Here is a 23,496-nt window from a genome sequence, read left to right on the forward strand (position 1 = left end):
TATTGCCTCAACGGCGGAAGCTGCTCCACAGCATCGCCAGCGGCACCAGCGCCAGCCCACAGAAGCCGATCAACGACCACTGCGGGATCGAGAGCCCCAGCCATTGCGCACTGATCTGGGCGCACTCACCGGAGGCGTTGAGCACCTGGGTGATCACGTCCCATACCGGCAGCACTTCCAGCATGTAGTTGAGGCCCGGGCCACAGGCCGGCACCTGATCCGGCGGCAGTGACTGCAGCCAGATATGGCGACCCGCCAGCACGACCGCGCCAATGCTGCCGGCCAGTGCGCCCAGCGCGTAGATACGCGTGCCGATGCGTCCGGGGCCATGCAAGGCGCCCAGCAGGAAGAAGACGCCGGCCACGGCCACCGCCACGCGCTGGAAGATGCACAGCGAACACGGCGCCAGATCGAAGGCGAACTGCAGCACGAAGGCCACGCCCAGCAAAAAGGCGCACCCCAGCGCTCCCAACAGGCACCATTGACGCCCGCTCCAGCTCGCCAGGCGGGCAAGCCCGCCCTTGCGCGCTACCGGCGGCTGCCCCGATTGTTTGTCCACTTGTGTCATTTGCCGTCCTTGCCGGTGGAACTCCAGTGGAGTCATGGGTGAGAAATGACACAGCCGCAAGACCATCAAGGTCCTGCGACTGCATTGAGGCTTGCACCGCGTCGTGCCCCGCAGCCGCGCTCAGTCTGGCTGCACAGGCCACATACATCATCGGCGCCTCAAGCCTGAGGCGCCGATGATGAAGCGATAGCCGAATCCGTCACTATCAGCGACTGATGCCTATCATGCCGTGTCGCGATGACCTGAACATGAATTGGCGTTGCGTCACGAGATCACGCCGGTTGCGTGCCATGGGCGGACGCGAAGTACTCGGCCATGAAGGTGTCGAAATCCTGATGATCGCCCTTCTCGATATCGCCCTGCTGCTGCAGCGAGGTCTCGACCAGCTGATCGAGCAGATAGCCGCGCGCACGCTCCGTCGGCTCTGACTTGAACTGCTCGGCCTGACCCTTGGCCAGTGCCAGCACTTCGTCGACGAAGTTGCTGCCGTTGTCGAGCATGCTGGTCAGCAGACGGCCCGACGGTGTGGTCTGGGCATCGTCGAAGCGCGGCGCGAGCGCTGCCAGCGCATCACGGTGCGCGCTGCCTGTCTTGTCACCACTGTCGAGCAGGCCCGCGACTTCGCCCAGCTCATCCATGATGCTGGCCGCCAGATCGCGCAGGCGACGCTCTTCACCATTGACACTCAGGGTCAGTTCCGGATCACGCCCGGCCTCGACCACGCGACGCTTGCTGTTGTCGAGCGTGGCGCATTCCTCGTCGTCGATCCACGGGCTCTCGGTCAGCAGACACCAGATCAGGAAGGTATCGAGGAAGCGGATCTGCGTCTCGTCGATCCCGACCGGCAGGAAGGGGTTGAGATCCAGACAGCGCACTTCGATGTACTCGACACCACGCCCTTCCAGTGCCTGGCTGGGCGTCTCGTTCTGCCGGGTGACACGCTTGGGACGGATGTCGGAGTAGTACTCGTTCTCGATCTGCAGGATGTTGCTGGAGAGCTGCGACCAGCTGCCATCGGCCTGCTTGACGCCCAGCTTCTCGTAGTCCTTCCACGGCGTGACGATGGCGTGACGCAGGGTGCCGACGAAGTTGTCCAGCGAGTTGAAGCAGATCTTGAGCTGCGCCTGCACCTTGTTCTGATAGCCCAGGTCCGACATGCGCAGGCTGGTGGCGTAGGCCGAGACCAGGCTGCGGTCCGCCTGACGCTTGAGGCGATCATCATTGCCGCCGTCAAGGAAGCTCTCATCGATGCCCGGCGAGGCGCCAAACAGATAGAGCAGGATCCAGCTGTGACGACGGAAGTTGCGGATCAGCTCGAAATAGCGACGCGAGCGGAAGTCGCGCGCATCTTCCGCCTCTGCCCCTTCCAGCCCCTGCAGCAGGCTCCAGAAATCATCCGGCAGCGAGAAGTTGTAATGGATACCGGCAATCGACTGCATGATGCGTCCGTAACGGACATCCAGCCCCTTGCGGTAGATATGCTTCATGGTGCCGCTGTTGGAGGTGCCGTAATCGGCGATCGGCACGCTGTCATTGCCGTGCAGACGCGGCGGCATGCTGGCCGGCCAGATCAGCTCATCGCCCAGGTTGCGATAGCTGAAACGATGCAGGTCAGCCAGAAACTCCAGCGACTCCTTGGGACGAGTGAACACCGGGGTGATGTACTCGAGCAGAGACTCGGAATAGTCCGTGGTGATGTACGGGTGGGTCAGCTTCGACCCCAGAGAACGCGGATGCGGCGTCTGGCTGATGTCACCGCCAGCGGTAACCCGCAGGCCTTCCTTCTCGATACCACGGCGCAGGCGCCCGAAGAGACCCTGACGGGCCTGGGGCGTGAGTCGCGCAATGGCGGACGCGAGTTGCTCGGACAAGGTATGAACCCTTTCGCATGGGGAGAAGCCCAGCCTCTCCGGTCGAATTGGATGACCATGGCCCGCGTGCTGCACCGGATGCCATGCAAGACGCGAACGGCAGCTACCGTTCGCGTCAGGTCAGTATGCCCACATTATGGGCGCGTAAAAAATGCTTTCAAGGCTTATGATTTCGACTTGCGCGCATTGAGCAGTGCTGCTGCCATCGCATTGTTGGCCGGTGCCGCGCCGCCGCTCGCGCCAGAATTGCTGCCGCGACCGCCGCGCTCCTGACGGCCACCGCCGCCTTGCGAGCGCCCACCGCGACCACCCTCTGCGCCGCGTCGCGCCTCGCCTGCCGCGCCTTTCTCGGCGGGAGTATCGCTCATGCGCATGCTCAGCGCGATGCGCGCGCGCGGGATGTCGACTTCCATCACCTTGACGCTGACGATATCGCCTGCCTTGACCACCTCACGCGGGTCGGCAACATACTTTTGCGACAGGGCAGAGATGTGTACCAGGCCGTCCTGATGCACGCCGATGTCCACGAAGGCCCCGAAGTGAGTCACGTTGGTGACGACGCCCTCAAGCCTCATGCCCGGCTCGAGGTCCTTGAGGGTCTCGACACCTTCCTTGAACTCGGCGAAGCGGAATTCGGGGCGCGGGTCACGTCCCGGCTTGTCCAGCTCACGCAGGATGTCGGTCACCGTCGGCAGGCCGAAGTGCTCATCGGTAAATTCCGTCGGCTTCACGGTGCGCAGGAAGGCGCTGTCACCCAGCAGACTCGGCAGATCACGCCCGTGCGCCTTGGCGATGCGCTCGACCAGCGGATAGGCCTCCGGGTGGACGGCACTGGCATCCAGCGGATTCTTGCCGGAGGCGATGCGCAGGAAACCGGCACACTGCTCGAAGGTGCGCGGGCCCAGCCGGCTGACCTTGAGCAATTCCTGACGCGAGGCGAAACGGCCGTTGGCATCACGGTGCGCGACGATATTCTCGGCAAGCGTGGTGTTGAGGCCGGCGACGCGTGACAGCAGCGCGCTTGAGGCCATGTTGAGGTCGACGCCGACACCGTTGACGCAATCCTCGACGACGGCTTCCAGACTGCGCCCCAGCTGCACCTGACTGACATCGTGCTGGTACTGACCGACGCCGATGGACTTAGGCTCGATCTTGACCAGCTCACCCAGCGGGTCTTGCAGACGGCGGGCGATGGAGACCGCGCCGCGGATGGTCACGTCCAGGTCCGGGAATTCGCGGGCCGCATACTCCGAGGCGGAATAGATGGATGCACCGGCCTCGTTGACCATCACCTTCTGCAGACGACGGCCGGACAGGCGCGTCAGCACGTCGGCGGCCAGCTTGTCGGTCTCGCGCGAGGCGGTGCCGTTGCCGATGGCGATCAGCTCGACGTCATGCCGCTCGACCAGCTTGACCAGCTCGGCCACCGAGGCGTCCCAGCGATTGTGTGGCGCATGCGGATAGATGGTGGCCTGATCGACATACTTGCCGGTGGCATCCACCACCGCGACCTTGACGCCGGTACGCAGCCCCGGGTCCAGCCCCAGCGTGGCCTTGGGCCCCGCCGGCGCCGCCAGCAGCAGGTCCTTCAGGTTATCGGCGAAGACCTGGATGGCCTCCTGCTCGGCGCGCTCGCGCAGGCGGCCGATCAGCTCGCTTTCCAGATGGGTATAGAGCTTGACGCGCCAGGTCCAGCGCACCACTTCCTTCAACCAGCGGTCCGCGGCGCGCCCTTGATCCTCGATGGAGAAATGCGCCGCGATGGCGCCTTCCATCGGGTGACGCGGCAGGTCGTCCTCGCCTTCCAGCTTGAGCGCGAGACTCAGCACGCCTTCATTGCGACCACGCAGCATGGCCAGCGCACGGTGCGAGGGCGCCTTGTGCAGTGGCTCGTCATGCTCGAAGTAATCGGAGAACTTGGCGCCCTCCTGCTCCTTGCCCTTCATGACGCGCGCACTGAGGATACCGTCGTCCCACAGACGTTGACGCAGGCGACCGACCAGCGCGGCGTCCTCCGCGAAGCGCTCCATCAGAATCTGCTTGGCGCCATCCAGCGCCGCCTTGGTATCGGCCACGTCCTTGTCGGCAGCGACGAAGCCGGCCGCCTGAGCCTCCGGCTCCAGCGTCGGGTCCGCGAGCAGCGCATCGGCCAGAGGCTCAAGCCCCGCTTCACGCGCGATCTGGGCCTTGGTACGGCGCTTCTTGCGATACGGCAGATAGAGATCTTCCAGGCGCTGCTTGCTGTCGGCGGCCAACACATCCCGCTCAAGCGCGGCGCTCAGCTTGTTCTGCTCGGCGATCGACTCGAGCACTACCTGACGCCGCTCCTCCAGCTCACGCAGATAGCGCAGGCGCTCTTCGAGCTGACGCATCTGGGTATCATCGAGCCCGCCGGTGGCTTCCTTGCGGTAGCGCGAGATGAACGGCACGGTCGCGCCGCCATCCAGCAGCTCGACGGTGGCGGTGATCTGTTCTTCGCGCACCCCAAGCTCACCGGCCAGCGCCTGTTGAATACGGCGAGTGGTGGCAGCGGGCGACAGCGTCGGTGCAGGACGGGAGGTGGTAGCGTCAGTTGCAGTAGCGTCCATGAAACGTCAGTCCCTTACAGCAGAATTCATGCGGCAATATACAGACGGCCCGGTCGTGGAATCGACCGGGCCGTCTGTATCACGATGTCGTCACGTTACCACAAAGCGGCAAGATTGCTTTAGCCACTCACTGCGCCAACCGGGATGCCTCCCAAGCGCCTCACGCGGGCACGAAGCGCAGCGCGACACCGTTGTTGCACCAGCGCAGGCCGGTGGGTTCAGGGCCATCCTCGAAGACATGCCCCTGGTGCCCGCCGCAGCGCGCGCAGTGATATTCGGTGCGCGGCCAGATGAGTCCGTAGTCGGTCTTGGTCAGAAGGCGGCCTTCGATATGATCGAAGAAGCTGGGCCAGCCGGTGCCGGACTCGAACTTGGTGGCAGAAGAGAACAGCGCCAGATCACAACCGGCACAGCGATACTCCCCCTCGCGATGCTCCTTGTTGAGCTCGCTGGAGCCCGCACGCTCGGTACCCTCCTCGCGCAGTACGCGATACTGCTCCGGGCTCAGGCGGGCACGCCATTCGTCTTCCTCGAGGGTCAGCGGCGTGATGTCCGCGCCACGCTCGAGCTCAAGCTCCGGACGCGCGGCAGACAGTCTGGGCAGCGCCAGCATCGCTCCCGCCCCCAGCACCAGCCCCATGAATTGGCGACGTTGCATGACGTGTCTCCTTGTAGCAATGAACGGCAATACTGACTTGTACGCGCAGCGGCCTGCGCTGGATGCATCGCCTCAAGAGAAAGCCCCCACGATGCTGCCATCGCGGGGGCTTGGGTCTCATCGGCTGACGCCAGCCATCGGGTCAGATGCGCAGACCACCATCACATTCGATCACCCGCCCGGTGAAGTAGTCATTGTCGAAGATGAAGGCCACGCTGCTGGCGATATCTTCCGGGCGCCCCAGGTCGCGCATCGGGATGCCACTCTTGATCTTGTCGAGCATCTCCGGCTTCATGCCGGCGGTCATCTCGGTGGCGATGAAGCCCGGCGCCACGGCTCCGACGCGAATCCTGTAGCGTGCCAGCTCCTTGGCCCAGGTCACGCTCAGTGCCGCAACACCGGACTTGGCGGCGGTGTAATTGCTCTGCCCCATGTTGCCGGCGCGCGAGATGCTGGAGATATTGACGATCACGCCCGGCTGGCCGGCCTCGATCATCTGGCTGGCCGCTTCACGGGTGCACAGGAAGACACCGGTCAGATTGACATCGATGACCTGCTGCCAGCTGGACAGCGACATGGTCTTCTCCACCACGCCATCGCGTGCCTTGATCAGCAGCCCATCGCGGGTGATGCCGGCATTGTTGACCAGACCGCTCACCGGCCCCAATGCGCTCTTGATGGCCGAGAAGGCCGCCGTGACGGAGTCCTCTTCCGCGACATTGGTCACGAAACCCTGCGCCTTGATGCCTGCAGCCTCCAGACTCGCGACGGCGTCATCCAGGCCGTCCTGTTCGATGTCCAGCAGCGCCAGTACCGCTCCCTTCTCGCCCAGATAGCGCGCCATGGCCAACCCCAGCCCACGAGCGCCGCCCGTAATCGCGATGACCTTGTCGTCAAGCTTCATGTCCCGTCTCCCAGGTTGTCTGCCGGCAGTGAGGAACGTCTGCCGGATGCGAGGCCCGCATGCCGTACGAGCGTCACGATCTATGTGTCGAGTGTCCCGCACCGCGTCCTTCAGTGTTGAGCGTCATCGTGACAGAGAATGCCTCGGGATGACGTCCGCTGCCAGCTCGCGGTGAATTCTCATGATGCAGTGCAACAGATCGCGGCGTGTCCTGCCTCAACGCAGGCGAGATCCGCCAACGCAACCCACTGACGGCGTCAACGCACGCCAGCAACAGCGTGCGCGAAAACAGAGAATGCTGATGAGTGAGCCTCGGCCCGCCCCCTGCGTACGCCTGGGCTCTGCCTGTCCGACACTCTCTGCCTAACTCTCGCTGTCCAGCTCTCTCTGCCCAGCCCCTCTATTGTGCACTGCAACATGCAGCATGGCACCGCTACTCCTACAGCGCCAGCCATCCGCGCCGCCGACCCTCAGCAGCTCATCAGCAGATCATGGCCCGTTCATGAGCCCGATTCGACTGTTCCCCATCCGGCGGCTGGTTTACCCTTGACGCATTGGCGCAACCTGCCATTTACCTGCTTCGGGAGAGACGATGCCCATACTGTTAGTGATTACCCTGTTCGGGTTATTGGATTTCGTGGTGCTGTTCAGTCTTGGCAGCCAGATCGGCCTGCTGCCGACCCTGGCGCTGGTGCTGATCACCGGCGCCGTCGGCCTGCATCTGATTCGCCGCGAAGGTCGCGCGACACTGATGCGCGCCCAGGAACGCCTGCAACGTGGTGAGATGCCTTCCGGCGAGCTGATGGAAGGCGCAGCACTCATCTTCGGCGGCGCCCTGTTGATGGCACCGGGCTTTCTGTCTGACGCCTTCGGCCTGCTGTGCCTGCTCCCCGCCTCACGGGGACTGTTGACGCGCGGCCTGAGCGGCAATGGCGCGATCGCGCGCTTCTTCAAGGGGCGCTTCTCGGCTGCGGGAAGCTCGCGCAGCACCCGCACGGGTGACTGGGAAGCCGACGCCCGTGCTGACAGCGCATCACGCAACAGTGGCGATCAGCAGCACGCAAGCGGCAACCATGCGGGGCAGCAAGGCAGCAGCCAGCAGACCGGCGAGCCGCTGGAAGGCGATTACATCAGCCGTGACGAACCGCGCCTCTAGCGCCTTCTCACGCACAGGCACCACGCGCAATCGTCTGCCTGGGAATCATGCTTGAAAGCGATGGGCCCAGTACTGGAACGCCAGTGCCGGGCCTTTTTGATTCGTGATATCTCGCTTCACAGGCTCCATCACTCTGTGTCCTGTTCTGTCCCGACCGGCCCTGCACAGCCTTGCACCGTCTGTCCCTACCCTGCATCACCCCCGCCCCAGCGCCTGTCACTGACCGGAGTCGCGCTCTGTGAGCTGCCCGCCCGAACCCTTGCGCCTTGCAACGACGCTCACCCTGGCCGATGACCACCCTCTGGCGTCTTGTACCAATGGACACCGTCTGGAGGCTGACAGCTATATGCCAACGGTGAATGGCTCGGATACACTCAAGCCGTTGATTCATCTAGCGGAACCTTGCGGAAGACAGGCTGCAGCCAGGGCGCGTAGCTTTCATGCGACGCACAAGATGCGCCGATTTGAAATTTTTTTATGATCGCCTACTTGAAAGCTGTCCCCCCGCCACCATAAAAGCGGTGCAATGGATAACGGCCACGCCCCCAGCGGCGGGGCCCAACACTCGGTAGGCAACCCCATTGAACGCCAGACTCACCGACAAAGAACGGGAGCTGGCGGGATTTACCATCAGGAGAACGTGAGCAATGAACATTCGTCCCTTGCACGATCGCGTCGTGGTTCGTCGCGTGGAAGAAGAACAGAAAACTGCAGGTGGCATCGTTCTGCCCGGCAGCGCCCAGGAAAAGCCGACCCGTGGCGAGATTCTCGCTGCCGGTAACGGTCGCATCCTCGAAAACGGTGAAGTTCGCCCGCTGGACGTGAAAGTCGGCGATACCGTGATCTTCAAGGATGGCTACGGCGTCGAGAAGCAGAAAATCGACGGCGAAGAGGTGCTGATCATGAGCGAGAGCGACATCCTCGCCGTGGTGGAAGGCTGAGTTTCAGCTTTTTCGGGTTCCAACGCTTCGACTTACTGATTAAAGGTAGAGATAAACATGGCTGCAAAAGACGTTCGTTTCTCCGATGATGCACGCAAGCGCATGGCGCGTGGTGTCAATGTCCTGGCCGACGCGGTCAAGACTACCCTCGGTCCGAAAGGCCGTAACGTGGTACTGGAAAAATCCTTCGGCGCCCCGACCGTCACCAAGGACGGCGTTTCCGTCGCCAAGGAAATCGAGCTGAAGGACCGCTTCGAGAACATGGGCGCCCAGATGGTCAAGGAAGTCGCTTCCAAGACTTCTGACGTGGCTGGCGACGGCACCACCACCGCCACCGTGCTGGCTCAGTCCATCGTCAACGAAGGCCTGAAAGGCGTGACCGCGGGCATGAACCCGATGGACCTGAAGCGCGGCATCGACAAGGCCGTCATCGAAGCCGTCAAGGCCGTGCGTGAGCTGTCCGTGCCGTGCACCGATACCAAGGCCATCGCCCAGGTCGGCACCATCTCCGCCAATGGCGACTCTCGCATCGGCGAGATCATCGCGGAAGCGATGGAGAAGGTCGGCAAGGAAGGCGTCATCACCGTCGATGAAGGTCGTGGCTTCGAAGACGAGCTGGAAGTGGTCGAAGGCATGCAGTTCGATCGCGGTTACCTGTCTCCGTACTTCGTCACCAACCAGGACACCATGGCGGTCGAACTCGAAGACCCGTACATCCTGCTGGTCGACAAGAAGATCTCCAACATCCGCGAACTGCTGCCGGTGCTGGAAGGCGTTGCCAAGTCCGGCAAGCCGCTGGCGATCATCGCCGAAGACATCGAAGGCGAAGCGCTGGCGACTCTGGTCGTCAACACCATGCGCGGTATCGTCAAGGTCGCTGCCGTCAAGGCACCGGGCTTCGGTGACCGTCGCAAGGCCATGCTGCAGGACATCGCTGTCCTGACCGGTGGCACCGTGATTTCCGAAGAAGTCGGCCTCAACCTCGAACAGGCCAACCTGGACCACCTGGGCACCGCCAAGCGCGTGACCATGTCCAAGGAAAACACCACCATCATCGATGGCGCCGGCAACGAAGGCGATATCGAAGCACGCGTTGCCCAGATCCGTGCTCAGATCGAGGAAACCTCCTCTGATTACGACCGCGAGAAGCTGCAGGAACGTGTCGCCAAGCTGGCCGGCGGCGTTGCCGTCATCCGCGTCGGTGCTGCCACCGAAGTCGAGATGAAAGAGAAGAAGGCTCGCGTCGAAGACGCCCTGCACTCCACTCGTGCAGCCGTCGAGGAAGGCGTCGTGCCTGGCGGTGGTACTGCCCTGGTTCGCGTACTGGGTCAGCTGGTCGACCTGAAAGGCGACAACGAAGATCAGACTCACGGTATCGCCATCGCACTGCGTGCCATGGAAGCGCCGCTGCGTCAGATCGTCACCAACGCCGGTGAAGAAGCCTCTGTCGTGCTCAACAACGTCAAGGCTGGCGAAGGTAACTACGGTTACAACGCCTCTACCGGCGTCTACGGCGACATGTTCGAAATGGGCGTGCTGGACCCGGCCAAGGTGACCCGTTCTGCACTGCAGTCCGCGGCCTCCATCGGCGGTCTGATGATCACCACCGAATGCATGATCGCTGAAGATCCGGAAGACAAGGCCGCTGCCGGCGGCGGCGACATGGGTGGTATGGGCGGCATGGGTGGCATGGGCGGCATGATGTAAGCCAGCCTCACCCCACGACTCACCCCACGACTCACCCGTCGTGACCCGAACCGCTCCTGCGCAAGCAGGGGCGGTTTTTTCATGCCTGTCATTCGGCGAGCGCTGCGAGTTCCATGCAGTGAGCAGCGCGAGACCCATACAGTGAACGCCGTGGCCCTCATACAGTAAGCGCCGCGGCTCTCGGCACCTGACGCCTCCCGCTCACCACGCTACACTAGGCGCCACTTTTTGCCGCGACCCGAGACATGGCGCCTGGTGATGACAGTGCATCGAGGCTGACGATGTATTGAGGCTGAAATGCCTACGGTCACGACCGATGACGCCAACCGCTCAGGCCGCGCGCCTCGCTTGCCCAGGACCTTCTCATGACTGATACCCCCGCCGCTTCCCCGACCACTAGCGCCCTCGACAATGTGCGTGTCGTACTGGTGCAGACCTTCCATCCCGGCAACATCGGCGCCACCGCTCGCGCCATTCTGACCATGGGCATCAAGGACCTGGTGCTGGTCAATCCGCGCTGCTTCCCCGACGAGGAAGCGACACGCATGGCCAGCGGTGCCGCGGAACTGCTGGAAAATGCGCGCGTGGTCGAGCGCCTGGAAGACGCCGTCAATGACTGCCAGCTGGTCATCGGGGCCAGTGCTCGCCTGCGCAGCGTCCCGCTGCCCCACTTCGATGAGCCACGCGAGATGGCGGCGCACGCCATGGATATCGCGCGCGATGGCAAGGTGGCGCTGGTATTCGGCCGCGAGCGCTTCGGGCTGACCAACGAGGAAATCGCCTGCTGCACGCATCAGGTATCGATCCCCACCAACCCGGACTACGGCATCCTCAACGTCTCACAGGCCGCCCAGGTGCTGGCGCACGAGTGCCGCAGTGCATGGCGCCTGACGCTCGACAAGCCTCAGGAGGCGCCTGTCGCGCGCCGTGAGGATGATCAGTTGCCGACCCGCGAACAGCTCGGCTACTTCCATGAGCATCTCGGTCGCGCCCTGCAGGGCTCCGGCTTCCTCAACCAGCCCCACTCCCAGACCGAAGAGCGGCTGCGCGCCCTGTTCGCGCGTGCCGAGCCGACACGCCGCGAACTCTCCATCCTGCGTGGCATGCTGTCCAATCTTGAGCGCCAGACGGCAGCGGCGAACGCTGGCGCAGACAGCGAGCAGAGCGATCACGAGGCGTCCTGAGTCGCGCACGGCCGCCCCGTCCTGCACTGAGGCTCGGACTGTTGCTACTTGGCTCTCGCCACTTGGCAACAGCCTGTCAGCGCAACGTCATCCTTCTGACATGGATCAAGGTGCACTGTAGACCTTCCGCTATGCTTGATAGGCAAGACGTCAGGCACCGCAGAACCCGTCACACAGCTTAGGTATAGAAATACCGGTATAGAAATACCGGCATAGAGATACCGACATAGAGATACGGCACAGACCCATGCAGTAGCTGCAGCCCAGCAAGGAAGTCATGTGCGAAGGCTGCAGTGTCAGGCAAAGGCTCCTTTGCGACCTTGAGACCTGCCACGCAGGTCGAGAACTGCCGCAAGAGCAGGCAGAGACGCCGCCACGCCAACACACGAAGGGCCATGACAGGCCAGCGTGGCGACGCACCTCGAGACACCCACAAGAAGAGCCGACCCTGATCCCATCCACGACCATGGACTCACGGAGCGCCTTTACATGACTCAGACAGCCGCACGACAGACTCAGACCCCGGACGCGGAACAGCTGGCCAGCGACATCCACCAGCTGGAAGCTCGCCTGCTCAAGACCGACCCGACGCAGGAACCGACGCTCTACCGCAGCCTGTACTGCACGATCTCGCTACGCCAGATGCAACTGCTGGCCAAGGTCAGTCAGCCCGCAGCCTCGCAGGCACATTGAGCGACGCCAGATGAGGTGGTTGGCAGGTGGCGACTGGTAATGACCAGCAGCCACCCGTAACGACCAGGCATGAAAAAACCGCCACCCCGAAGGGTGGCGGTTTTTCTCGTCCCCGCATATGACATGCGTCTCATGCAGGATACCGATTCGGAGACGCTGAGGTGACTACCAGAGGCATGTCACCTCGGCGTGGATCCGGACACCCCACCTCACGAGGAGGCGGAGTGTCTCGGGATCACTCCTGACCCAGCTGCTGCTTGATCAGATCACCGATGGTAGTCGGGCCGTTGCTCTCGACTTCCTGGGTACGCGGCTTGGCAGCATCGCGACGCGGTGCTTCAACCTGGTCCTTGGACTTGACGGACAGGTTGATCAGGCGGCTCTTGCGATCCACACCGACAATCTTGGCTTCGACAGCATCGCCGACGCTCAGGACGTTGCGTGCGTCTTCGACACGGTCAGCGCTGATTTCAGAAGCCTTCAGGATAGCGATGACGTCAGTCGCCAGCTCTACCTGAACTTCCTTGGCATCGATGTCGACAACACGACCGGACACGATAGCGCCCTTGTCGTTGACGGCCAGGTACTCGGAGACCGGATCGCTCTCGAGCTGCTTGACGCCCAGAGAGATGCGCTCACGTTCCGGATCGATGGACAGGATGACCGCTTCAGCTTCTTCGCCCTTCTTGTAACGACGCACGGCTTCTTCGCCAGCTTCGTTCCAGGAAATGTCGGAGAGGTGAACCAGGCCGTCGATGCCGCCTTCCAGACCGATGAAGATACCGAAGTCAGTGATTGACTTGATGGTACCGGAGACACGGTCGCCCTTGTTGTGCTTGCCGCTGAAGTCTTCCCACGGGTTGGTGGTGCACTGCTTGATACCCAGGGAGATACGACGACGCTCTTCGTCGATGTCCAGAATCATCACTTCCACGTCATCGCCGACATTGACGACCTTGGACGGGTGGATGTTCTTGTTGGTCCAATCCATTTCGGACACGTGGACCAGACCTTCGACGCCCTCTTCCAGCTCGGCGAAGCAGCCGTAGTCGGTGAGGTTGGTGACGCGTGCGTTGATCTTGGCGCCTTCCGGGTAGCGAGCCTTGATGTTGACCCACGGATCTTCGCCCAGCTGCTTGAGACCCAGAGACACGCGGTTGCGCTCGCGGTCGAACTTCAGCACCTTGACATTGATCTCGTCGCCGACAGCAACGATCTCGGACGGATGCTTGATGCGCTTCCATGCCATGTCGGTGATGTGCAGCAGGCCGTCAACGCCGCCGAGGTCGACGAAGGCGCCGTAGTCGGTCAGGTTCTTGACGATACCCTGAATCTGCTGACCTTCCTGCAGAGTGGCCAGGAGGGCTTCACGCTCAGCGCTGTTCTCGGCTTCGAGGACGGCACGACGGGACACGACAACGTTGTTGCGCTTGGCGTCGAGCTTGATGACCTTGAAGTCCAGTTCCTTGTTCTCGAGGTGGGCGGTGTCGCGCACAGGGCGGACATCGACCAGAGAACCCGGCAGGAAGGCACGGATGGTGTTGATGTCGACGGTAAAGCCACCTTTGACCTTGCCGTTGATCACGCCCTTGACGATCTCGTCTTTCTCGAAGGCGGCTTCCAGCTCTTTCCACGCTTCGGCACGCTTGGCCTTCTCGCGGGACAGGCGGGTCTCACCGAAGCCATCTTCCACGGCTTCCAGTGCAACCATGACTTCGTCGCCGATGCTGATGGACAGCTGGCCACTTTCGTCACGGAACTGTTCAGACGGAATCTGACCTTCAGACTTCAGACCGGCATTGACAGTGATCCAGTCGCCATCGATATCCACGATGGTAGCGGACACGATTGCGCCCGGCTCCATGTTGATGTCCTGGAGTGACTGTTCAAATAAATCAGCAAAGCTCTCGCTCATGGTATTCCTACATGATCAACGTTTGGGGCGGCTTGCACCGCAGTCTCCGTACCACCAGCAAGCACGGGCCATATCTACATATCCCCGGGGGCGTTGACGCTGGTTCGAGATACACCGGCTTTCCGCTTGCCGCCGATGCACCCCATGACACCTTGCCGGGGGGTTGATGACACCTCGGTGTCATCTGGGTTCTGCATCATCACTCGCGAAGCGAGCGAAACCCGCTGCTGCCCGACCCGGAGGCCGTATTGCAACAGCAGGCGATCAATCCGTTGTTCTGACGACTTACAGGCTGAGACTCGAGTCTCAGCGCGCCGCTACCAGGCCGTATTCGACCAGCAGCTGCTGGATGCGTTCGATCACCTGGTCGATGTCGAGATCCGTCGTATCGAGGATCACGCCGTCGTCTGCAGGCTTGAGCGGGGCGACTGCCCGGCCCATGTCACGCGCATCGCGCGCCTGTATTTCTGTCAAAAGGCTCGAAATATTAGCATCGACACCCGCTTCCTGCAACTGGGCATGACGACGACGCGCACGTTCCTCGGCGCTTGCCGTCAGGAAGATCTTGAGCGGCGCACCGGTGAAGACCACCGTGCCCATGTCGCGACCATCGGCCACCAGGCCCGGCGCACGCGCAAAGGCACGCTGGCGCGCCAGCAGTGCAGTCCGCACGCGCGGCTGGGCCGCGATGATGGAGGCATTGTTGCCGACCGACTCGAGACGGATGTCACGGGTGACGTCCTCGCCTTCCAGAATCACGCTGGTGGCGTCGCCTTCGGCATCGAACTGCACATCGAGGTGCTCGGCGATGGTCGCCACGGCGTCCTCGTCTTCCAGCGCCACGCCATGACGCTCGGCGGCCAGTGCCGTCAGGCGATACAGCGCACCGGAATCCAGCAGATGCCAGCCCAGGCTCGCCGCGACCAGACGACTGATGGTGCCCTTGCCTGCCCCACCGGGGCCATCAAGAGTCAGCACCGGCGCGTCGCAGATCTGGCTGTGATGAGGTGTCGCTTCCCCGCTCATGAAGCCTCCTGGCCGGGTGCCACGGCACCGAGGTTCTCGACCTGCATGCCGACTTCCGCGGCCAGCGCCACGAAGTTCGGGAAGGAGGTCGCGACATTGGCGCAGTCGTCGATCAGGATCTCGCCCTGGGCGCGCAGCGCCGCGACACTGAAGGCCATCGCGATGCGGTGATCGCCGTGGCTGTCGACCAGGCCGCCACCGTAGGCGCCACCACGGATGTCGATACCGTCCGCGACCACTTCGTGCTCGACGCCGATCTGCGCCAGACCATCCGCCATCACCTGGATGCGATCGGATTCCTTGACGCGCAGCTCCTCGGCGCCACGCAGACGGGTCATGCCCTCGGCGTTGGCGGCGGCGATGAACAGTGCCGGGAATTCGTCGATGGCCAGCGGCACCTGGTCTTCCGGAATGTCGATGCCCTTGAGCGGCGCATAACGGATGTGCAGGTCTGCCACCGGCTCGCCGCCGACTTCGCGCTCATTGGAGACGCTCAGGTCGGCACCCATCGCCTTGAGGATGTTGATCACACCGATGCGCGTCGGGTTGATACCGACGTGCTCCAGCACCAGATCGGAGCCCGGCGTGATGGCCGCGGCGACCAGGAAGAAGGTCGCGGAGGAGATGTCGGCCGGCACGTCGATCGGGCAGGCTTCGAGGCTGCCGCCACCGTTCAGCCATGCCTCGGCGCCCTGACGCTCGACCTTGTAGCCGAAGCCATTGAGCATGCGCTCGGTGTGGTCACGCGTCGGCGCCGGCTCGATGGCACGCGTCTCGCCTTCGGCGTAGAGACCGGCCAGCAGCAGGCACGACTTGACCTGCGCGGACGCCATCGGCATCTCGTAACGGATGCCCTTGAGCGGCTGACCACCGTGGATACGCAGCGGCGGACGACCGTTGTCTGCGGTATCGATCACCGCGCCCATCTCGCGCAGCGGATTGGCGACGCGGTCCATCGGACGCTTGGTCAGCGAGGCATCACCGGTCAGCTCGGTGTCGAAGGCCTGACCGGCCAGCAGACCGGCGAACAGGCGCATCGCGGTGCCGGAGTTGCCGACATACAGCGGGCCCGGCGGCTGCTTCAGGCCGTTGAGACCCACACCGTGGATGGTGACACGCCCCTGATGCGGGCCCTCAATGACCACGCCCATGTCACGGAAGGCCTGCAGCGTGGCCAGGCTGTCTTCCCCTTCCAGGAAGCCTTCGACTTCGGTCACACCGGTCGCCAAGGCGCCCAGCATGATGGAGCGATGCGACATGGACTTGTCGCCCGGCACACGAATGCGCCCCTGAACCTGCCCACCCGGCAGTGCACGGTACCGCACGTTCTGCTGTTCCATGGTCTGATAACTCGTCTGTTTCAAGAGGGTATTGAAGTAGTGTCGGGCGTGGCTTGCGCGGGTGAATATCCCCAGCATCGCCTCACCATCGCCCGCGGTCACGGCAGCGCGCACCCGCGCTACCCCGGCCTCGAATTCATCCAACGCCTCCAGCACCGCATCGCGGTTGGCCAGATAGACGTCGCGCCACATCACCGGGTCACTGCCCGCGATGCGCGTAAAATCACGGAAACCGCCCGCCGCGTAGCGGAAGATCTCCAACCGCTCATCCTGGCGCGCCAGGCTGTCGACCAGCGAGAACGCCAGCAGGTGCGGCAGGTGGCTGGTGCGCGCCAGCACTTCGTCGTGGCGCGCCACGCTCATGCTCAGAAGCTGAGCGCCACATACCGACCACATGGCCGCCACGCGCGCCACGGCCTCGACATCGCTGTCCGGCTCCGGCGTCAGGATCACCTTGTGATCGCGATAGAGCTCGGGGTTGGACGCCGCGACACCGCTCTTCTCGGAGCCGGCGATCGGGTGACCGAGCACCAGATTCGGCGGCATGCGACCGAAGACGCCGAGCGCCGCATCGCGGATCGCGCCCTTGGTGCTGCCGACATCGGTGATGACGGCGTCATCCTCCAGCAACGGCGCCAGTTCGGCCATCACGCTCTGCATCGCCATCACCGGCACGCACAGCACGATCAGCGAGGCACCCGGCACCAGCGCCGCCAGTTGCGTGCTGCCACCGTCGATCAGCCCCATGCGCTGACCGAGGCAGATCTCGTTGGAGTCACGATCACAGGCGAGAATCTCGCCGCGATGGCCCGCCGCGCGCAATGCCGCCGCCAGCGAGCCACCGATCAAGCCCAGTCCGACCAGCAGGATACGCCGCTCGCCGGCCAGGCGCTCCGCTGACGGCAGCGAGGACAGCAGGTCTGACGGCGCAGCATGGCGCGTGTGGTCAACCTCGCTCACAGCACACCGACCGGGTAGGACCCGAGCACCTTGACGTCCGCCGCGCACTGACGCAGCTCTTCCAGCGTCGCCGTGATGAGCGGGTCATCGCGGTGGCCACGGAAGTCGATGAAGAAGACGTAGTTCCAGGCACCGGAGCGCGATGGGCGCGTCTCGACGCGGGTCAGGTCGATCTGGTGGCGGTGGAACGGCGCCAGCAGGTCGTGCAGCGCCCCCGGCTGGTTGCGCATCGCCACCACGATGGAGGTCTTGTCATCGCCGGACGCCGGCACCGAGCTGTCACCGATGATCAGGAAGCGCGTGGAGTTGTCGGGGCTGTCCTCGATCTTCTCCTCGACCTTCTCCAGCTCATAGAGCTTGGCCGCCATGTCACCGGCAATCGCCGCACTGTGCCACTCGGTGCGCACCTGACGCGCGGCCTCTGCATTCGAGGACACCGCGATGCGCTCGGCGTGCGGGAAGTGGGCATCCAGCCACTTGCGGCACTGGGCCAGCGACTGGGCGTGGGAATAGATGCGCGAGATCTTCTCGCGACGCGTATTCGGGCCCACCAGCAGGTGGTGGTGAATGCGCAGCACCACTTCGCCGGAGATCTTGAGCTGCGAGCCCATGAACGAATCCAGCGTGTGGTTGATGACGCCCTCGGTGGAGTTCTCCACCGGCACCACACCGTACTGCACCGCGCCCGCCTCCACTTCGCGGAACACCTCGTCGATGGCGGCCATCGGCTTGGTCACGGCGCTGTCACCGAAGTGCTTGAGCGCGGCCTGCTGGGTGAAGGTGCCTTCCGGGCCGAGATAGGCCAGGCGGATCGGCTGTTCCAGCGCCAGACAGGCGGACATGATCTCGCGGAACAGACGCGCCATCTCCTCGCCTTTCAGCGGGCCGGGGTTGTTGGCCATGATGCGACGCAACACCTGGGCTTCGCGCTCCGGGCGGTAGAACTGCACCTGGCCATCCTCGCCCACGTCACCGGCCGCCAGCTTGACCTCGGCGACCTGCTGCGCGCAGCCCGCGCGCTCGCTGATCAGGTTCAGCAGCTCGTTGTCGATGGCGTCGATGCGCTGACGCAGGTCGTCCAGCGTCACCGCCTTGCCCGCCGCCTGCGGCGCAGGGCTCTCCTTGGAATCCGACATCTCACCTCCTCCCTTAGCCGTGACGGCGCGCGAAGTCGCCCATGAAGTCCACCAGCGCAGTGACGGCAGCTTCCGGCACGGCGTTGTAGAGGCTGGCACGCATGCCACCGACGCTGCGGTGACCGGCCAGATTCAAGAGACCCGCCGCTTCGGACTCGGCGAGGAAGGTCTTGTCGAGACGGTCATCGGCCAGCACGAACGGCACGTTCATGCGTGAGCGGTTCTCGGTGACGATCGGGTTGGAATAGAAGTCGCTGCCATCGATGGCCGCGTAGAGTGCCTGCGCCTTGCGATCATTGATCGCGTTCATGGCGGCGAGGCCACCGACCTCGTCCTTGAGCCACTCGAATACCAGCCCGGAGAGATACCAGGCGTAGGTCGGCGGCGTGTTGAACATGGAGTTGGCCTCGGCGGCCGTCTTCCAGTTCAGCATGGTCGGGCAGTCCTTGCGGGCACGATCGAGCAGGTCTTCGCGCACGATGACCAGCGTCAGACCCGCCGGACCGATGTTCTTCTGGGCGCCGGCATAGATGACGCCGAAACGGCTGACATCCAGCGGGCCAGACAGGATGGAAGACGACATGTCACACACCAGCGGCACGCCATCCGCTGCCACCTCGGGGATGTAGTCGAACTCGAGGCCGCCGATGGTCTCGTTGGCGGTGTAGTGCAGATAACCCACATCGCCCGAGAGCTGGATCGCGTTCTGGCGCGGCACGGCGATCAGGCCATTGCTCTCGCTGGAGGCCGCCACGTGGCTGCCCACCGCCAGATGCTCGGCTTCCTTGATCGCCTTCTTGCCCCAGATACCGGTATACAGATAGTTGGCACTGCCGCCCGCGCCCAGCAGGTTCAGCGGCACACCCGCAAACTGGGTCGAGGCGCCACCCTGCATGAACAACACGCGATAGTTGGACGGAATCTCGAGCAGTTCGCGCAGGTCCGCCTCGGCCTTCTCGGCGATGGCCACGAATTCGTCGGAGCGATGACTCATCTCCATGACGGACAGTCCGCGGCCCTGATAATCCAGCATCTCGGCGCGGGCGCGCTCCAGGACAGCGGTCGGCAGTGCAGCAGGACCGGCGCAGAAGTTGAACTTGCGTGTCATGTCGTCTTATTTCCCGAAAGTGAAGCGACCGCCCCGAAGGCGGTCGCAATCCAGCGTCTTATTCCGCGTCTGTCGGCGGGGTATCCGTCGACTCGGCGTCATCTCCCGCCTGCACCTGTTCGTCGGTGCTCAGCGCCTCTTCGTCCAGCTCATCCTGCACCACGACGACCTCTTCCGGCTCGTCGACACGCACCGTCGTCACCAGACGCTCCTCTTCCGCGGTGCGGATCAAGGTCACGCCCTGCGTGTTGCGCGAGGTGGTGGACACCTCGGCGACGCGGGTACGTACCAGGGTGCCGCGATCGGTGATCAGCATCAGCTCGTCGTTGTCGCTGACCTGCACCGCGCTGACCAGGTCACCGTTGCGCTCGCTGGTCTGCATCGCGATCACGCCCTGGCCACCACGGCCACGCAGCGGGAACTCTTCCAGACGCGTGCGCTTGCCGAAGCCATTGGCGGACGCGGTCAGGATGTAGCACTGCGGCACCTCACCGCTGGCGACGCTGTCTTCCGTCACGCCCTCGGTGGTCGCCACATCAGCGCTCTCGACGCCTTCCGCCGTCGCGTCCGCGGCGTCATCGACCTCGATCTCGTTGTCATCGATCGCGGTGGTGCGCGGAATGATCAGGCTGATGACCTGTGCATCGTCGAGCAGACGCATGCCGCGCACACCACGAGCGGTACGGCCCATCACGCGCACGTTCTGCTCTTCGAAGCGGATCGCCTTGCCGTTGGAGGACACCAGCATGACGTGGTCGGAACCGGACGTGATGTCGGCACCGATCAGGCGGTCACCTTCCTCGATGTCCAGCGCGATCAGGCCGACACTGCGCGGACGCGAGAACTGGCTCAGCGCGGTGCGCTTGACCGTGCCGTTGGCGGTGGCGAAGAAGATGTAGCTGTCGGCGGCGTAATCGCGCACCGGCAGGATGGTGGTGACCCACTCGCCGTCGTCCAGCGGAATCAGGTTGACCAGCGGCTTGCCGCGCGAGCCACGTGACGCCTGCGGCATCTCGTAGACCTTGAGCCAGTACACCTTGCCCTTGTTGGAGAACAGCAGCACGGTGTCGTGGGTCGAGGCGACCAGCAGGTGCTCGATGACATCCTCGTCCTTCATCGAGGTGGCGGACTTGCCGCGGCCACCACGCTTCTGGGCCTGGTAGTCAGACAACGGCTGGGTCTTGGCATAGCCGCTGCGCGAGACCGTCACCACCATGTCTTCCTCGTTGATGAGGTCTTCGATGGTCAGGTCACGACGGCTGGTCATGATCTCGGTGCGGCGCTCATCGGCGTACTGGGCACGCACTTCGCGCAGCTCTTCGCGGATGACTTCCATCAGGCGGTCGGCAGAGGACAGGATCTCCATCAGCTCGGCGATGCGCTCGAGGATGGAGGAGTACTCGGCCAGCAGCTTCTCGGTCTCGAGACCGGTCAGGCGATGCAGGCGCAGCTCGAGGATGGCCTGAGCCTGGGCCGGCGACAGACGGTAGTGCTTGGCGTCTTCAGACAGCCCCAGACCTTCCGGCAGATCTTCCGGACGGCAGGAAGTGGCACCGGCGCGCTCGAGCATCTCGACCACCTGGCCCGGCTGCCATTCGCGATCGATCAGCTTTTCCTTGGCTTCCGCCGCGCTCGGCGAGCCCTTGATCAGCTCGATCACCTCATCGATGTTCGAGATCGCCACCGCCAGACCTTCAAGAATGTGGCCACGTTCACGCGCCTTCTTGAGTTCGAACAGGGTACGACGGGTAACGACTTCACGACGGTGACGGATGAAGGATTCCAGAATCTGCTTGAGATTCAGGATCTTCGGCTGACCTTCGTGCAGCGCGACCATGTTGATGCCGAACACGGTCTCGAGCTGGGTCTGGGAGAAGAGGTTGTTGACGACCACTTCACCGGACTCGCCACGCTTGGTCTCGATGACCACGCGCAGACCGTCCTTGTCGGACTCGTCACGCAGCTCGGCGATGCCCTCGATCTTCTTGTCCTTGACCAGTTCGGCGATCTTCTCGATCAGACGCGCCTTGTTCACCTGGTAGGGAAGCTCGGTGATGATGATGTGATCACGGCCGTTCTTGTCGTTGTGCTCGATGGTATGCACGGCACGCACGTAGATACGACCACGACCGGTGCGGTAGGCATCGAGGATGCCGGCACGGCCGTTGATGATACCGGCGGTCGGGAAGTCCGGCCCCGGAATGAATTCCATCAGCTCATCGATGGTCAGATCGCCGTTGTCGATCAGCGCCAGACAGCCGTCGATGACCTCGCCCATGTTATGGGGCGGGATGTTGGTGGCCATGCCCACGGCGATACCGGAGGAGCCATTGACCAGCAGGTTCGGGGTCTTGGTCGGCAGCACGGCAGGAATGCGCTCGGTGCCGTCATAGTTGTCGACCCAATCGACGGTGTCCTTCTCGAGGTCGGCCAGCAGCTCGTGCGCCAGGCGCGCCATGCGCACCTCGGTGTAACGCATCGCCGCGGCGCTGTCGCCATCGATGGAACCGAAGTTGCCCTGACCATCCACCAGCACATAACGCATGGAGAAGTGCTGGGCCATGCGGACGATGGTGTCGTAGACCGCACTGTCACCGTGCGGGTGGTATTTACCGATCACATCGCCGACGACACGGGCAGATTTCTTGTAGGCCTTGTTCCAGTCATTGTTCAGCTCGTGCATCGCGAACAGTACGCGACGGTGAACCGGTTTGAGGCCATCGCGAACATCCGGCAAGGCACGCCCGATGATGACGCTCATCGCGTAATCGAGATACGACTGCTTGAGCTCGTCCTCGATGTTGACTGGCAGTATCTCTCTGGCGATCTCACCCATGATTCGTCAAATCCTTGAACTCAACTGTTGGCGCCACTGCAGCAACGACGCATGCTCCGTCGGTACTGCAGCGCGGCAGTGGCGTGAAGCAGACACGGGGTGCCAGCTCCGCGGCACCGAAGTGGCGGCATTATATCACTTGCGAGCGCGCCTAGCAGCTCACACGACGCCGCAAGGACACCTCAGTACGGTAGTACGGCCGTCAATATGCGCGGCCTGCTGGCTCATGCCTCGCCGCTGAGGGCGATCAGGCCGTTTCTTCACTGACCAACGCGCCCAGCAGCGCGCCGATCTCGCCGTCCAGCGGCATGGCGCGACCGGTGTCGGTATTCATCAGCACGAAGGTGAAGTCGGCCCTGGAAACCAGCGCCCCGGAGCGCGGATGCACCTCGCCCATGCGCCGCTCGCCCAGATGGATCTCCTGGCGCATGATCATCTTGCGGCGCCCGAGCTCGGCCAGCCGCGTGGTGATGACCAGCTCATCATGCACGGTGGCGGGATAGTGCCAATCCAGGTTGAGGTTGACCGCCACCATCGCGATGCCTTCGCGCTTGAGTGCGGCCAGATCGAGATGCGCGAGCATGAACTCCCAGCGCCCTTCCTCATAGAACTCCAGATAGCGGGCATTGTTGACGTGCCCATAGCCATCCAGATGATAGCCACGCACCGTCAGGGTCGTGCGACTGACGACGCCTGCGTGATTGCCGACGTCTGTGTGAGTGCCGACGTCTGCGTGAGTGCCGACGTCTGTGTGACTGCCGTCCGCTGCCTGCGGTGGATTGCTGTCGTGTTGCATCCCTGCCTCCCGTCCGTGAAACGATCGCGCCGTGTGGCCATCGTCAGCTGATCTTATGCCGGTGACGGACAGAAAAACAAACGCTTGGCTGAATGATGGCGCCTGCCCT

At 63.3% G+C, this 23,496-nt stretch carries 17 protein-coding genes; 5 read left to right on the forward strand and 12 right to left on the reverse strand.

Annotated features, from left to right (window positions below; all coding sequences use genetic code 11):
- Positions 1-7: 7 nt before the first annotated feature.
- The 5 genes from R1T44_RS14920 to R1T44_RS14940 form a co-directional block, all read right to left on the reverse strand.
- The gene (locus R1T44_RS14920) at positions 8-568 is read right to left on the reverse strand and encodes a disulfide bond formation protein B (protein WP_284726635.1); all 561 of its coding nucleotides are present in this window, start codon (positions 566-568) and stop codon (positions 8-10) included.
- A 272-nt stretch (positions 569-840) separates the two neighbouring features.
- Positions 841-2,439, reverse strand: coding sequence for a glutamate--cysteine ligase (gshA, locus tag R1T44_RS14925; protein WP_284726636.1), 1,599 nt, complete (start codon positions 2,437-2,439; stop codon positions 841-843).
- Between the two features lie 164 nt (positions 2,440-2,603).
- On the reverse strand, positions 2,604-5,027 hold the full coding sequence (locus tag R1T44_RS14930) for a Tex family protein (RefSeq protein WP_284726637.1): 2,424 nt from the start codon (positions 5,025-5,027) through the stop codon (positions 2,604-2,606).
- Between the two features lie 160 nt (positions 5,028-5,187).
- Positions 5,188-5,685, reverse strand: coding sequence for a peptide-methionine (R)-S-oxide reductase MsrB (msrB, locus tag R1T44_RS14935; protein WP_107336174.1), 498 nt, complete (start codon positions 5,683-5,685; stop codon positions 5,188-5,190).
- A gap of 142 nt (positions 5,686-5,827) precedes the next feature.
- On the reverse strand, positions 5,828-6,589 hold the full coding sequence (locus R1T44_RS14940) for an SDR family oxidoreductase (RefSeq protein ID WP_153636394.1): 762 nt from the start codon (positions 6,587-6,589) through the stop codon (positions 5,828-5,830).
- Between the two features lie 592 nt (positions 6,590-7,181).
- On the opposite strand from R1T44_RS14940, the gene R1T44_RS14945 reads away from it, so the two are divergent.
- The 5 genes from R1T44_RS14945 (at position 7,182) to R1T44_RS14965 (ending at position 12,270) form a co-directional block, all read left to right on the forward strand.
- The gene (locus tag R1T44_RS14945) at positions 7,182-7,745 is read left to right on the forward strand and encodes an FxsA family protein (protein WP_284726638.1); all 564 of its coding nucleotides are present in this window, start codon (positions 7,182-7,184) and stop codon (positions 7,743-7,745) included.
- A gap of 647 nt (positions 7,746-8,392) precedes the next feature.
- Complete coding sequence (locus tag R1T44_RS14950; protein WP_043331438.1) at positions 8,393-8,686, forward strand: co-chaperone GroES; 294 nt, start codon at positions 8,393-8,395, stop codon at positions 8,684-8,686.
- Positions 8,687-8,743: 57 nt separating this feature from the next.
- Positions 8,744-10,393 carry a chaperonin GroEL gene (gene groL, locus R1T44_RS14955; RefSeq protein ID WP_043331439.1) on the forward strand — a complete coding sequence of 550 codons (1,650 nt, stop codon included), beginning with the start codon at positions 8,744-8,746 and terminating at the stop codon, positions 10,391-10,393.
- A gap of 365 nt (positions 10,394-10,758) precedes the next feature.
- On the forward strand, positions 10,759-11,577 hold the full coding sequence (locus tag R1T44_RS14960) for an RNA methyltransferase (protein WP_284726639.1): 819 nt from the start codon (positions 10,759-10,761) through the stop codon (positions 11,575-11,577).
- 489 nt (positions 11,578-12,066) lie between these two features.
- Positions 12,067-12,270, forward strand: coding sequence for a hypothetical protein (locus R1T44_RS14965; RefSeq protein WP_043331440.1), 204 nt, complete (start codon positions 12,067-12,069; stop codon positions 12,268-12,270).
- A gap of 235 nt (positions 12,271-12,505) precedes the next feature.
- On the opposite strand, the gene rpsA is transcribed toward R1T44_RS14965, so the two are convergent.
- From rpsA to R1T44_RS15000, 7 genes are all read right to left on the reverse strand, one after another.
- Positions 12,506-14,185: a 30S ribosomal protein S1 gene (rpsA, locus tag R1T44_RS14970; protein ID WP_043331442.1), complete on the reverse strand. Its 1,680-nt coding sequence runs from the start codon at positions 14,183-14,185 to the stop codon at positions 12,506-12,508.
- A 306-nt stretch (positions 14,186-14,491) separates the two neighbouring features.
- A complete protein-coding gene (gene cmk, locus R1T44_RS14975; RefSeq protein WP_043331443.1) occupies positions 14,492-15,211 on the reverse strand; it encodes a (d)CMP kinase in 720 nt (239 codons plus the stop codon).
- Positions 15,208-17,439 (reverse strand): bifunctional prephenate dehydrogenase/3-phosphoshikimate 1-carboxyvinyltransferase, encoded by a 2,232-nt coding sequence (locus R1T44_RS14980; protein WP_284726704.1) that lies wholly within the window; start codon positions 17,437-17,439, stop codon positions 15,208-15,210. Before R1T44_RS14980 ends, cmk begins: the two co-directional genes overlap by 4 nt.
- Before the next feature lie 68 nt (positions 17,440-17,507).
- Positions 17,508-18,647 carry a prephenate dehydratase gene (gene pheA, locus R1T44_RS14985; RefSeq protein WP_052384256.1) on the reverse strand — a complete coding sequence of 380 codons (1,140 nt, stop codon included), beginning with the start codon at positions 18,645-18,647 and terminating at the stop codon, positions 17,508-17,510.
- 13 nt (positions 18,648-18,660) lie between these two features.
- Positions 18,661-19,755, reverse strand: coding sequence for a 3-phosphoserine/phosphohydroxythreonine transaminase (gene serC, locus R1T44_RS14990; protein WP_054555590.1), 1,095 nt, complete (start codon positions 19,753-19,755; stop codon positions 18,661-18,663).
- A 58-nt stretch (positions 19,756-19,813) separates the two neighbouring features.
- Positions 19,814-22,591, reverse strand: a complete 2,778-nt coding sequence (gene gyrA / locus R1T44_RS14995; RefSeq protein ID WP_284726641.1) for a DNA gyrase subunit A — start codon at positions 22,589-22,591, stop codon at positions 19,814-19,816.
- Positions 22,592-22,838: 247 nt separating this feature from the next.
- Positions 22,839-23,387, reverse strand: coding sequence for an acyl-CoA thioesterase (locus tag R1T44_RS15000; protein WP_284726642.1), 549 nt, complete (start codon positions 23,385-23,387; stop codon positions 22,839-22,841).
- Positions 23,388-23,496: the final 109 nt, after the last annotated feature.

Source organism: Cobetia amphilecti (assembly GCF_032923285.1).
GTDB lineage: Bacteria > Pseudomonadota > Gammaproteobacteria > Pseudomonadales > Halomonadaceae > Cobetia > Cobetia amphilecti.

Excerpts from the sequence above, each read along its gene's own strand:
- R1T44_RS14920 (WP_284726635.1), bottom strand. The coding sequence starts at position 568 with ATGACACAAGTGGACAAACAATCGGGGCAGCCGCCGGTAGCGCGCAAG.
- R1T44_RS14930 (WP_284726637.1), bottom strand. The coding sequence starts at position 5,027 with ATGGACGCTACTGCAACTGACGCTACCACCTCCCGTCCTGCACCGACG.
- msrB (WP_107336174.1), bottom strand. The coding sequence starts at position 5,685 with ATGCAACGTCGCCAATTCATGGGGCTGGTGCTGGGGGCGGGAGCGATG.
- R1T44_RS14940 (WP_153636394.1), bottom strand. The coding sequence starts at position 6,589 with ATGAAGCTTGACGACAAGGTCATCGCGATTACGGGCGGCGCTCGTGGG.
- R1T44_RS14945 (WP_284726638.1), top strand. The coding sequence starts at position 7,182 with ATGCCCATACTGTTAGTGATTACCCTGTTCGGGTTATTGGATTTCGTG.
- R1T44_RS14950 (WP_043331438.1), top strand. The coding sequence starts at position 8,393 with ATGAACATTCGTCCCTTGCACGATCGCGTCGTGGTTCGTCGCGTGGAA.
- groL (WP_043331439.1), top strand. The coding sequence starts at position 8,744 with ATGGCTGCAAAAGACGTTCGTTTCTCCGATGATGCACGCAAGCGCATG.
- R1T44_RS14960 (WP_284726639.1), top strand. The coding sequence starts at position 10,759 with ATGACTGATACCCCCGCCGCTTCCCCGACCACTAGCGCCCTCGACAAT.
- R1T44_RS14965 (WP_043331440.1), top strand. The coding sequence starts at position 12,067 with ATGACTCAGACAGCCGCACGACAGACTCAGACCCCGGACGCGGAACAG.
- rpsA (WP_043331442.1), bottom strand. The coding sequence starts at position 14,185 with ATGAGCGAGAGCTTTGCTGATTTATTTGAACAGTCACTCCAGGACATC.
- cmk (WP_043331443.1), bottom strand. The coding sequence starts at position 15,211 with ATGAGCGGGGAAGCGACACCTCATCACAGCCAGATCTGCGACGCGCCG.
- pheA (WP_052384256.1), bottom strand. The coding sequence starts at position 18,647 with ATGTCGGATTCCAAGGAGAGCCCTGCGCCGCAGGCGGCGGGCAAGGCG.
- serC (WP_054555590.1), bottom strand. The coding sequence starts at position 19,755 with ATGACACGCAAGTTCAACTTCTGCGCCGGTCCTGCTGCACTGCCGACC.
- gyrA (WP_284726641.1), bottom strand. The coding sequence starts at position 22,591 with ATGGGTGAGATCGCCAGAGAGATACTGCCAGTCAACATCGAGGACGAG.
- R1T44_RS15000 (WP_284726642.1), bottom strand. The coding sequence starts at position 23,387 with ATGCAACACGACAGCAATCCACCGCAGGCAGCGGACGGCAGTCACACA.